The organism is Nocardioides sp. (assembly GCF_035481145.1).
GTDB lineage: Bacteria > Actinomycetota > Actinomycetes > Propionibacteriales > Nocardioidaceae > Nocardioides.
Genome location: NZ_DATIHB010000086.1, coordinates 1 through 10,896, shown reverse-complemented (window position 1 = coordinate 10,896; position 10,896 = coordinate 1). Strand labels below are relative to the sequence as shown.

Annotated in this window: 10 protein-coding genes and 1 pseudogene; 6 read left to right on the top strand and 5 right to left on the bottom strand. The window is 70.3% G+C overall.

The genetic code is table 11. The features are described from left to right. The coding region (locus VLF38_RS07495; protein ID WP_325270651.1) for an alpha/beta hydrolase at nt 1-1,000 on the bottom strand (1,000 nt) is incomplete at its 3' end. Between the two features lie 119 nt (nt 1,001-1,119). On the opposite strand from VLF38_RS07495, the gene VLF38_RS07490 reads away from it, so the two are divergent. Further along, complete coding sequence (locus VLF38_RS07490; RefSeq protein ID WP_414689375.1) at nt 1,120-3,237, top strand: RNA degradosome polyphosphate kinase; 2,118 nt, start codon at nt 1,120-1,122, stop codon at nt 3,235-3,237. 43 nt (nt 3,238-3,280) lie between these two features. Here the strand turns inward: VLF38_RS07490 and VLF38_RS07485 are convergent, their stop codons facing one another. Continuing rightward, nucleotides 3,281-4,321: a hypothetical protein gene (locus tag VLF38_RS07485; protein ID WP_325270650.1), complete on the bottom strand. Its 1,041-nt coding sequence runs from the start codon at nt 4,319-4,321 to the stop codon at nt 3,281-3,283. A gap of 48 nt (nt 4,322-4,369) precedes the next feature. On the opposite strand from VLF38_RS07485, the gene VLF38_RS07480 reads away from it, so the two are divergent. The 5 genes from VLF38_RS07480 to pstB all read left to right on the top strand — a co-directional run bounded on the left by VLF38_RS07480 (nt 4,370) and on the right by pstB (nt 9,161). Continuing rightward, nucleotides 4,370-5,257, top strand: coding sequence for an NUDIX hydrolase (locus VLF38_RS07480; RefSeq protein ID WP_325270649.1), 888 nt, complete (start codon nt 4,370-4,372; stop codon nt 5,255-5,257). A gap of 133 nt (nt 5,258-5,390) precedes the next feature. Then, nucleotides 5,391-6,353, top strand: coding sequence for a PstS family phosphate ABC transporter substrate-binding protein (locus VLF38_RS07475; RefSeq protein ID WP_325270648.1), 963 nt, complete (start codon nt 5,391-5,393; stop codon nt 6,351-6,353). Nucleotides 6,354-6,400: 47 nt separating this feature from the next. Next, complete coding sequence (pstC, locus tag VLF38_RS07470) at nt 6,401-7,348, top strand: phosphate ABC transporter permease subunit PstC (protein ID WP_325270647.1); 948 nt, start codon at nt 6,401-6,403, stop codon at nt 7,346-7,348. Further along, nucleotides 7,348-8,256, top strand: a complete 909-nt coding sequence (gene pstA, locus VLF38_RS07465; RefSeq protein WP_325270646.1) for a phosphate ABC transporter permease PstA — start codon at nt 7,348-7,350, stop codon at nt 8,254-8,256. The genes pstC and pstA overlap by 1 nt, the downstream gene beginning before the upstream one ends. A gap of 8 nt (nt 8,257-8,264) precedes the next feature. Further along, a complete protein-coding gene (pstB, locus tag VLF38_RS07460) occupies nt 8,265-9,161 on the top strand; it encodes a phosphate ABC transporter ATP-binding protein PstB (protein ID WP_325270645.1) in 897 nt (298 codons plus the stop codon). Nucleotides 9,162-9,214: 53 nt separating this feature from the next. Here pstB and mshD read toward each other — a convergent pair whose 3' ends face one another. The 3 genes and pseudogenes from mshD to VLF38_RS07445 all read right to left on the bottom strand — a co-directional run. Next, complete coding sequence (mshD, locus tag VLF38_RS07455) at nt 9,215-10,144, bottom strand: mycothiol synthase (RefSeq protein ID WP_325270644.1); 930 nt, start codon at nt 10,142-10,144, stop codon at nt 9,215-9,217. A 78-nt stretch (nt 10,145-10,222) separates the two neighbouring features. Next, on the bottom strand, nt 10,223-10,582 hold the full coding sequence (locus tag VLF38_RS07450) for a hypothetical protein (protein WP_325270643.1): 360 nt from the start codon (nt 10,580-10,582) through the stop codon (nt 10,223-10,225). Next, nucleotides 10,561-10,896: pseudogene (locus VLF38_RS07445) on the bottom strand (hypothetical protein); the annotation flags it as partial. The gene VLF38_RS07450 and the pseudogene VLF38_RS07445, both read right to left, overlap by 22 nt.

Below are 10,896 nucleotides of genomic sequence, written 5' to 3'. Positions count from 1 at the left end.
CGGCGGCGAGGCGGGCGACGGCGGCGGGTCCACTGCGGCCGATGCCCGTCCAGTTGGCGAAGCCGTGGATCTGTCCGGTGAAGCACTCGTACTCGACCTCGACGCCGGCCGCCATCAGCTTCTCGGCGTACGCCTCGCCCTCGTCGCGCAGCGGGTCGAAGCCCGCGGTGCACACGTACGCCGGAGCGAGTCCGGCCGGCACGTCGGCGTCGATGACCGCGTAGCGCGGGTCGGTCAGCTTCTCCGGCGTGGGCGCGTAGGCCGCGGACGCGACGTCCATGAAGTCGCCGGTGAGGAAGAAGCCCTCACGGAAGAGGCCGTGGCTGGGCGTGCCTGCCTTCGGGTCGGTCGCGGGGTAGATCAGCAGCTGGAAGGCGAGCGGCAGCCCCTCCTCGGCGGCCTGCAGCGCAACAGCAGCCGAGAGGTTGCCGCCCGCGGAGTCGCCGCCGACCGCGAGCCGTGCGGGGTCGGCGCCCAGCTCGGCCGCGTTCGCGACGACCCATCGGTAGGCGGCCATGCAGTCGTCGTACGCCGCAGGGAAGGGGTGCTCCGGAGCGAGGCGGTAGTCGAGCGAGAGGACGCGGACGCCCGCCTTCTCGGCCAGGACCCGGCAGACCGCGTCGTGGGAGTCGAGGTCGCCGACGACCCAGCCGCCGCCGTGGATGTAGACCAGCAGCGCCTCCGAGCCGGAGCGGGGGACGTAGAGCCGTGCGGGGACCCCGCCGGCGTCGACCGGACGCACGGAGCCGATCGGCTGGCTGCCGCCGACGATCCGGCTGCTCGCCACGGTGTGCGAGCGTGCTCCCGCGAGCGGGCCACTGCCGAACGCGGGCTCGCGCGTGAGCTCGAGCATCCGCAGGACTGCCTGGGCCTCGAGGTCGAGGGTGTTGCCGTCGACGACGACGGGCCTTCCGGCGAACGCCCGCAGCGCGGGGCGGGGCAGGGCGAGCAGGCCGCGGAGGGTCAGGGACTTCAGGGGCACGAGGAGGTCGAGTTGCACGGAACGACGCTAGTCCCGCTTCACGTCACCTGGTGTTCATCGTGAGGTGAAACACTCGTCGCGTGACTCATGACGTCCTTCCCTCGCACGCCGGCGGCTCGATCGACGAGGGCCCGCTGCTGGCCCCGGCGCCGGGCGCATCCGAGACGTTCGACGTCGAGCCGCCGTACGTCCCCGGCGAGGAGGCGCTGGCGGCCCTCGAGGCGTACCCGGACCGGTTCCTCGACCGTGAGCAGTCGTGGCTCCACTTCAACCAGCGGGTCCTGGAACTGGCGGAGGATGTCAGCCTCCCGCTGCTCGAGCGCGCCCGGTTCCTGGCGATCTTCGCCAGCAACCTCGACGAGTTCTTCATGGTCCGCGTCGCCGGCCTCAAGCGCCGGATCGCGGCGGGCGTCGCGGTCCGCTCGGCCAGCGGTCACCTGCCCAAGGAGGTCCTGGAGACGATCTGGGCAGGCACCCGCGAGCTGATGGACCGGCACGCCGCGGTCTTCCGCGACCAGATCATTCCCGCGCTGCGTGGCGAGGGCATCGAGCTGGTGCGGTGGGCCGACCTCGACGAGGAGGAGCAGAAGTACTGCAAGAAGCTCTTCAAGGCGCGCATCTTCCCGGTGCTCACGCCGCTCGCGGTCGACCCGGCCCATCCCTTCCCGTACATCAGTGGCCTGAGCCTCAACCTGGCCGTCGTCGTGCGCCACCCGAAGACCGGCAAGGAGCACTTCGCCCGCGTGAAGGTGCCGCCGATCTTCGACCGGTTCGTCTCGCTCGGCAACCAGCGCTTCGTCCCGCTGGAGGACGTGATCGGCGAGCACCTCAAGAAGCTCTTCCCGGGCATGGAGGTGCTGAAGGTCCACACCTTCCGGGTCACCCGCAACGAGGACCTCGAGGTCGAGGAGGACGACGCGGAGAACCTCCTCGCGGCGCTCGAGAAGGAGCTGCTGCGCCGCAAGTTCGGTCCTCCGGTGCGCCTCGAGGTCGAGGAGTCGATGGACGACGAGGTGCTCGAGCTGCTCGTCTCCGAGCTCGGGGTCAGTGCGTCAGAGGTCTTCCACCTGCCGGGCCCGCTCGACCTGCGCGGCCTCCACGACATCGCGGACCTCGACCGTGACGACCTCAAGTACGCCGCGTTCGTGCCGTCGACGAACCGCCAGCTCGCGCCCGTCGAGTCGGCCGGAGCCGTCGACGTCTTCAAGGCGATGCGGCGCGGCGACGTCCTCCTGCACCACCCCTACGACTCCTTCTCCACCTCGGTGCAGCGCTTCATCGAGCAGGCGGCCGCGGACCCGCACGTGCTGGCGATCAAGCAGACCCTCTATCGCACGTCCGGCGACAGCCCGATCATCGACGCCCTCGTCGATGCTGCGGAGGCCGGCAAGCAGGTGATGGCCCTGGTCGAGATCAAGGCGCGCTTCGACGAGTCCAACAACATCCGCTGGGCCCGCAAGCTCGAGCACGCCGGCGTGCACGTCGTCTACGGCCTGGTCGGCCTCAAGACCCACTGCAAGCTGGCCATGGTCGTGCGCGACGAGCCGGACGGCATCCGCCGCTACACCCACATCGGCACGGGCAACTACAACCCGAAGACCGCCCGTCTCTACGAGGACTTCGGCCTGCTCACCGCCGACGACGCGATCGGCGAGGACGTCGCCCACCTCTTCAACAACCTCAGCGGCTTCTCCAACAAGGCGAAGTACGCCGAGCTGCTCGTCGCACCCGACTCGGTCCGCGACGGGCTGGTGGACCAGATCCACCGCGAGGTCGCGCACCACCGCGCCGGGCGTCCGGCGTGCGTCCGGCTCAAGGCCAACTCGGTCGTCGACGAGGGGATCATCGACGCGCTCTACCTCGCGTCGCAGGCGGGGGTGCCGGTCCAGCTCCTGGTCCGTGGCATCTGTGCCCTCCGGCCGGGTGTCCCCGGTCTCTCGGAGACCATCGAGGTCCGCTCGGTGCTCGGCCGGTTCCTGGAGCACAGCCGGCTCGTCTCCTTCGACAACGGCGGTGAGCCGGTCGCGTGGATCGGCTCGGCCGACATGATGCACCGCAACCTCGACCGTCGTGTCGAGGCCCTGGTCCGGCTGCCGGGTCAGGCCCAGGTGGGGAAGGTCCGTGAGCTGATGGACCTCGCGTTTGCCCCGGAGACCTCCGCTTGGGAGCTGGACGGCGACGGGGTGTGGCGCCACAACGGTGGCACCGTCGACCTCCAGGCCGAGCTGATCGCCGCGCAGCGCCGCAAGCGCTAGGCACCCCCGGCGATCGGGCGGGCGCGGCAGCGCGGTCGCTCGATCAGCAGGAGGCGAGCAGGACCGGCCCCTGGGTCACCTGGGTGAGCGCGTACGCCGAGGGCTGGGCTCGCCCGGTCAGGACGACGTGGCGCCCGTGCTGCTCCGCGGCGTCGAGCCGGAAGAGCTCGCTGTAGTCGAGCATCTGGCCGGGATCCTCGCCGGCGGCCAGCCGCTGGCGGGGGAGCAGGTCCTCCTGTGCCTTCCCGTCCGACTCGAAGGCGAGCGCAGCGGTCCAGGCGCGGTCGCTGCCCAGGGCCACGAGGTAGCCGTCGAGGGGGTTCACCCCGCCAGTAGCCTCGACCAGCTGGGCGGCCCGGGCCTGCGCGCCCCCGTCGGCGGTCGCGAAGGAGAGCTCGGCACAGGCGCGGTCACCGGCCAGGCCCACGGCAGCCAGCGGGTCGGTGAGCTCGCCGGCGAGCTCGAAGTCGAGGTGACGACCGCCCTGGGCCGCCCGCACGGACTCCTCGAGCCAGGCCGCGCTGTCGGAGCTCAGCAGCAGTCCGTCGTCGGCGAGGAAGGCGGCGTTGGCGAAGAGCGGCTCGTCGATGCCGAGCCCGGCCAGCACCTCCACCTCGCTCTCCCACACGCCACCGTCGAGCCGGTCCTGCGCGGGGGGAGTGAAGCCTGCGGTCTCGTAGGCGCGCGCGACCCGGCGCACGTCGGGAAGGCGCACGATCAGCACCTCGCCGCCGGTCGCCTGGCCGAGCAGCTCCCAGTCGACGGTCTCGGGGCCCCAGCGCAGCTGAGCCTGCAGCGCCTCCGCCGACGCGCCGAGCACGGTCGCGGCACCGAGGTCGGCGTCCTCCATCGCCGCCTCGCATGCGGTCCACGCGCGGCAGTCGCGGTCCGTGCGGATCGCCTGCCAGTCCGTCCACAGCACGCGCTGGGCGCTCGCGGGCAGGAGCCCGGTGGCGCGGGAGAACTCCGACGACCGCGGCCACACGGCGTACCCGACGGCGAGAGCGGCCAGCACCACGAGCACGCCGACCCGGACCACGAGACCCCGGCGCGTGCGTCCGGTCAGGAGCTGGCGGACGGTCACGGTGTGGTCTCCCTCGGAGCGGCGTCGCGGGAGCCATACCCTAGCGCCATGTCGAGCACGTCCCCGGCCGCCGAGCGGCCCGTCGTGGCTGCCGGTGCCGTGGTCCTGCGGCGCCGTGGGGGCCTCCTCGAGGTGCTGCTGGTGCACCGGCCCAAGTACGACGACTGGTCCTTCCCCAAGGGCAAGCTCGACCGCGGTGAGCACGCCGCCGTCGCGGCCGTCCGGGAGGTCGGCGAGGAGACCGGCCTCGCGGTCCGCCTCGGGCGTCCCCTCGACGACCAGCTGTACGTCGTGCAGGGCGGTCGCACGAAGGTCGTGCACTACTGGGTGGCGCGCGCCCTCGACGGCGACGACGTCTCGGCGTACGTCGCCAACCGGGAGGTCGACCAGGTGGTCTGGCTGCCCGCTGAGGTCGCGGAGGAGCGGCTCACCTACGAGCGCGACCGGGCGACGCTCGCGCAGGCGGCGAAGCGCCGCCGACGGACCTCCACCCTCATCGTGCTGCGCCACGGCCGTGCCCGGGCCCGCTCCCGCTGGCGGGCCGACGACCGCTTCCGCCCGCTGCTGAAGATCGGCGAGCACCAGGCCGACCGCCTGGTGCCACTCCTGGCGGCGTACGACGTGACCCGGCTGGTGAGCTCGAGCAGCACCCGCTGCGTCACCACCCTCGTCCCGTACGCCGACGCGACCGGCCGGCGCGTGGTCGCCGACGACGGCCTCTCCGAGGAGCAGGCCACCGATGCAGGGGTCGCGTCACGGATCAGGCACCTGGTCGAGGCGGCCAGGCGCACGGTCGTGTGCAGCCACCGCCCCGTGCTGCCCAAGGTCTTCGACGCCCTCGGCCTCGAGGACCCTCGTCTGGAGCCCGGCGAGATGGTGGTCGTGCACCACCGGAACGGGAAGGTCCTCGCGACGGAGCGCCACGCCCTCAGGTGAGGCCTGCGTCACCCTTCGACCGTCGGGACTTCCCGGATCGTTTCCTGCTCGTTCATCTTCGCCGACGAATTCGGACACTTCGCGTCCCTAGCGTCCAGCGCGACAGTTCAATCCGAACATCAGGAGTATCGAAGTGAACGCCACTTCCACCCGCCGGGTCGTCCCGGCCGTCGCCGCGCTCGCGCTCGGCCTCTCCCTCTCCGCCTGTGGCGGTGCCTCCGAGCCGAGCGGCGACAACGCCGCTGAGCAGGTCTCGGGCTCCGTCGCCGTCGACGGCTCGTCGACCGTCTACCCGATGTCCGTCGCGGCCGCAGAGCTGCTGCGCGAGGAGCAGCCGAAGGTCCAGGTCACCGTTGGTGAGTCCGGCACCGGTGGCGGCTTCGAGAAGTTCTGTGCCGGCGAGACCGACCTCTCCGACGCCTCGCGCCCGATCAAGGACGACGAGGAGGCTCCGGTCTGCGAGAAGGCGGGTATCGAGTACACCCAGCTCCAGGTCGCCACCGACGCGCTGACCATCGCGGTCCACCCCGACCTCGCCGTCGACTGCCTCACGGTCGACCAGGTCGGCAAGCTCTTCATCAAGGGCTCGAAGATCAAGAACTGGAAGGAGCTCGACCCGTCGTTCCCCGACGAGAAGATCTCCTTCTTCATCCCGGGCACCGACTCGGGCACCTATGACTACATGGCGAACGACGTGTTCGACAACGAGTCCGAGGAGCTCCGCGCGGACGTCGAGTCCTCCGAGGACGACAACGTCCTCGTCCAGGGTGTCTCCGGCACCGAGGGTGCCGTCGGCTTCTTCGGCTTCTCCTACTTCGAGGAGAACTCCGACAAGCTGAAGGCCCTCGAGGTCGACGGTGGCGAGGGCTGCGTCGCCCCGTCCGTCGAGACTGCCCAGGACGGCTCGTACACCCCGCTGGCCCGCCCGCTCTTCGTCTACGCGAACAACGCGAAGTACACCGAGAACGAGGCCACGAAGTCGTACCTCGACTTCTACGTCGAGAACCTCGCGACCATCGCCGAGGAGACCGGTTTCATCCCGCTCTCCGACGAGCTCTACGAGGGCACGAAGGCCGCCCTCTCCGGCATCAAGTGACCCCTGCCTCGGAGGACTCTCCGAGGAAGGTCCGTTAGGACAGACTGTTGAACGCCACCACCTCGGCTGGCCCGTCCCCTCACGGGGCGGGCCAGCCCGGCTTCCCGAATCTGGCGCCGAAGACGCGCATCGGCGAGATGGTGATCAAGACGCTGCTCACGGCAGCGGCGATCACCTCCGTCGCCATCACCGTCGGCATCCTCTATGCGCTGCTGCGACCCGTGATCGACTTCTTCGGGGAGGTGCCCCTCTCCGAGTTCTTCTCCCTGCGCGACAGTGAGGAGTCCAGCTTCGCCACGGCGATCTTCCCGTGGGTGGCGGCGACGCTCCAGGTCACGGCCATCGCGCTGCTGGTCGCCATCCCGTTCGGCCTGGGGGCGGCGATGTACCTCTCGGAGTACGCCTCGCGCCGGGCCCGGAAGGTGCTCAAGCCGACGGTCGAGCTGCTCGCCGGCGTTCCCTCCGTCGTCTACGGCTTCTTCGCGCTCTACTTCGTGACGCCGACGCTGCTCAACGACCTGCTTGACCTGAAGGTGAACTTCACCAACCTGCTCGCAGCCGGACTGGTCCTCGGCGTGATGATCATCCCGACGATCGCCTCGCTGGCGGAGGATGCGCTCAGCGCCGTCCCGCACGCGATGCGGCAGGGCTCGTTCGCGCTGGGCGCCAACAAGATGCAGACCACGCTCCGCGTCGTCTTCCCCGCTGCACTCTCCGGCATCGCTGCGGCGGTCGTGCTCGGCATGTCCCGCGCGATCGGCGAGACCATGATCGTCGCCCTGGCGGCCGGCTCGCAGAAGCACCTGACCTGGAACCTCCAGGAGGGTGCACAGACCATGACCGGCAAGATCGCCCAGACGCTGGGTGGCGAAGCCGCGGTCGGGTCCGACAAGTACAACCTGCTCTTCGCGATCGCCCTCACGCTCTTTGTGATCACCCTGGTCATCAACGCGATCAGCATCGCCCTCGTCCGTCGATTCAGGCAGGCCTACTGATGAGCGTCGCAACGAAGACAGCCGCCGACGTCACCTCCGCGACCGTGGCCACCGGACGGAGCAAGGACCGCACGCCGGGCTCGCTGATCTTCCTGGTACTGCTCTGGTTCTCGCTCTTCTTCGGCGTGGCGGTGCTCGCCACGCTGATCATCAGCACCGCGATCGACGGGGCACCCCGTTTCGACGGCAACCTCTTCAGCCAGTACGAGTCGCACATCCGTGAGGACGAGACCGGCTTCCGGGCGGGCATCCTCGGATCGCTCTGGCTGATGCTGACCACCGCGGTGTTCGCCGTGCCCCTGGGCATCGCGGCAGCGCTCTACCTCGAGGAGTTCGCCGACAACTCGAAGTGGTGGAACCGGCTGATCGAGCTGAACCTGCAGAACCTCGCGGCCGTGCCGTCGGTCATCTACGGCATGCTCGCGGTCGCTGTGCTCGCGATGTTCGCGGTCGACCGGACCAACACCGTCATCGGCGGTGCGCTGGCGCTGGCGCTGCTGATCCTCCCGGTCATCATCATCACCACCCGCGAGGCCGTTCGTGCGGTGCCGACGGAGATCCGCCACGGCTCCCTGGCACTAGGCGCAACCGTCTGGCAGACCACCTGGCGCAACACGCTGCCCTCGGCCATCCCCGGCATCGCCACGGGCACGATCCTCGGCATCTCCCGCGCGATCGGTGAGGCCGCTCCGCTGGTCGTCGTCGGCCTCTCCTTCGTGGCGTGGGACCCGAGCGGCCTGAGCTCCGAGATCACGGCCCTGCCGATCCAGATCTACTCGCTCGCAACCAACTCCAAGCCGGAGATGCAGACCGCGGCCAGTGCCGCGATCATCGTCCTCCTGGCGATGGTCCTCGGCCTGAACGCCGTCGCCATCTTCATCCGCAACAAGTTCACCCGATCCTGGTGAGGAACCCCATGTCCAAGACTCCCCACACCTTCAGCATCCGCCCGGGTGATGACACTGCCGGTCACGTCGACTCCATCGCCGACGTCCACGCGGCGGCCGAGCGTGCGCTGCCCGACCTGCCGCCGGCGCCGATCATCGAGGCGATCGGCCTCAACGTCTTCTACGGCGACTTCCACGCCGTGCACGACGTCAACCTCGCCTTCGGCAAGAACGAGATCACCGCGATGATCGGTCCCTCGGGCTGTGGCAAGTCGACGGTGCTGCGCTGCCTCAACCGGATGAACGACCTGGTCACCGGCGCGCGCGTCGAGGGTGAGATCAACTACCACGGCCAGAACATCTACGCGAAGGGCGTCGACCCGATCGCGGTCCGCACGCACATCGGCATGGTCTTCCAGAAGCCGAACCCGTTCCCGAAGTCGATCTACGACAACATCGCCTACGGCCCGCGGGTCACCGGCATGAAGGTCGACAGCATGGACGACCTGGTCGAGCAGTCGCTCCGCAGTGCGGCCCTCTGGGACGAGGTGAAGGACAAGCTCAAGCAGTCGGCGTACGGGCTCTCGGGTGGTCAGCAGCAGCGCCTCTGCATCGCGCGCACGATCGCGACGAAGCCCGACGTGATCCTGATGGACGAGCCGTGCGCCTCGCTCGACCCGATCGCGACCTCGAAGATCGAGGACCTGATGCTCGAGCTGCGCGAGGACTTCACGATCGTGGTCGTCACGCACAACATGCAGCAGGCCGCGCGCGTGTCCGACCGCACGGCGTTCTTCACCGCGCGCCCGGACGAGACGACCGGCAACCGTACGGGTCTCCTGGTCGAGTTCAACAAGACCTCGAAGATCTTCACCAAGCCGCACGACCAGCGCACCGAGGACTACATCTCGGGCCGCTTCGGCTGATTCCCCGTACGACGAGCGCCTCGACTGCTGCGGCAGCCGGGGCGCTGCGTCGTTCAGGGGCGGGCGTACTGCACGTGCGCGTGGTCGGTGGTGAACCCGAGGCCCCGGTAGAGCGCGAGGGCGGTCGTGTTGTCCGCCTCGACGTAGAGGTGCACGGCGGGGCAGCCGGCCCCGGCGAGGTGGTCGAGGCCGGCCCGCAGCAGAGCCCCGCCGACGCCCTGGCCGTGGCTGGCCGGATCGACCGCGACCACGTAGACCTCGCCGTGACCGTTGTCGTGGACCTTGGTCCAGTGGAACCCGAGCAGGCGGCCCGTGGTGGCGCCCGCAGGGTCGACGGCCACGAGCAGGCCGGCCGGATCGAACCACGGCTCCGCCATCCGCTCGGCCAGGTTGGCCCGGTCCATCGCCCCCTGCTCGGGGTGGTGCGCGAAGGCGGCCGCGTTGACCCGCAGCAGCTCGTCGGCGTCCTCCTCGCGCCAGGTGCGGATGCGGGGATCGTGGGGGCCGGTGCTCGCGGCACCGAGCGGGCGGGCGAGCACGAGCAGCTCCCGCGTACGCCGGAAGCCGTGGCGAGCTGCCAGGGCGGCCGCGCCCGGGTGGTCGCCGTGCGACCAGGCGGTGACCGGCCCGTCGGTCGCCGTGAGAGCGGCCTCGAGGAGCGCTGCCCCCTGGCCGGTACGCCGCGCGTCCGGTGCCACGGCGAGGTCGAGCTCGAACCGGCTACCGCCGCGCTCTGTGCCGTGCCCGGAGTGGTGCCGGGAGTCGGTGGGTGCGGGGCTGCTGTGCGTGCTGGCGTGGCGGCGAAGCAGGGCGAAGCCGCTGCCGCTGAGCCACAGCGCCGCGTCGTGGAGTCCGTGGTGACGCAGGTGGAGCCGAGCTGCCTCGTCGAGCGGCTCGCGCCCGTCGCCCTCGCGGCAGGCGGCTGAGATCCTGGTGAGGCTCGCGGCCGCTGCGTCGTCGTACGTAGTGATCTGCTCCGGCACGGCTCGACCCTAGCCGGACCGTCTGCGTCTCTGTTTGGTGCGCCTGTCGCGCATCCATTGCGTGAGGGACGCACAAGATCAGGGCTCGAGCTGGCAGCCGGGACCGCACCGGACGGGCGTGCCGGTCCAGCCGCGTTGGTGCAGGAGGACCGCGACCTTCGCGGCAGTCTGGCAGGGCGTGTTGAAGACCTGCGCGTGACCGAGGCGGGCTGTGTCACGTCGCGCCACGAGGTCGTCCAGATCGCGCTCCATGTCCGTGTCGCGCGCCCGCTTGCCGGTGTGGAAGGTGCGGCCGTCCAGCTCCACGACCAATCCGAACGCCACGTAGACAACATCACGGAACTCCCAGCCGGCTGCGGACTTCCGTGGCTCCTGTCGTACGCCGGTCGGCAGGCCGTGTGCCCGCTCGACCTCGATCAGGTACCCCCGCTCGAGCACCGAGCACGCTCCTGCGGCGAGGTCCTCGAGACCTCGGTGATCAGGCGCCGCTGCGGGAGCCTGGGTAGCTGAGGCAGAGCCCCGAGCAGGCGTTGCGGCGTGGTCACCCGCCAATTGACGGCGTCGGCAAGGGCGGCCACCACGGCATCCGTGCCCTCGGCGCGGGAGGCGACCCGAAGCGCCGCATGCTCGGCCCGCATGCGGGGGATCCCGACGCGGACGACGAGCTCGTCCATCCGGGACACGCGGTGGAGTGCCACGTCGGGCAACGGTTGGCTTCCGCGACCGGCAGGGACCGCGACGTGGATCGGCAG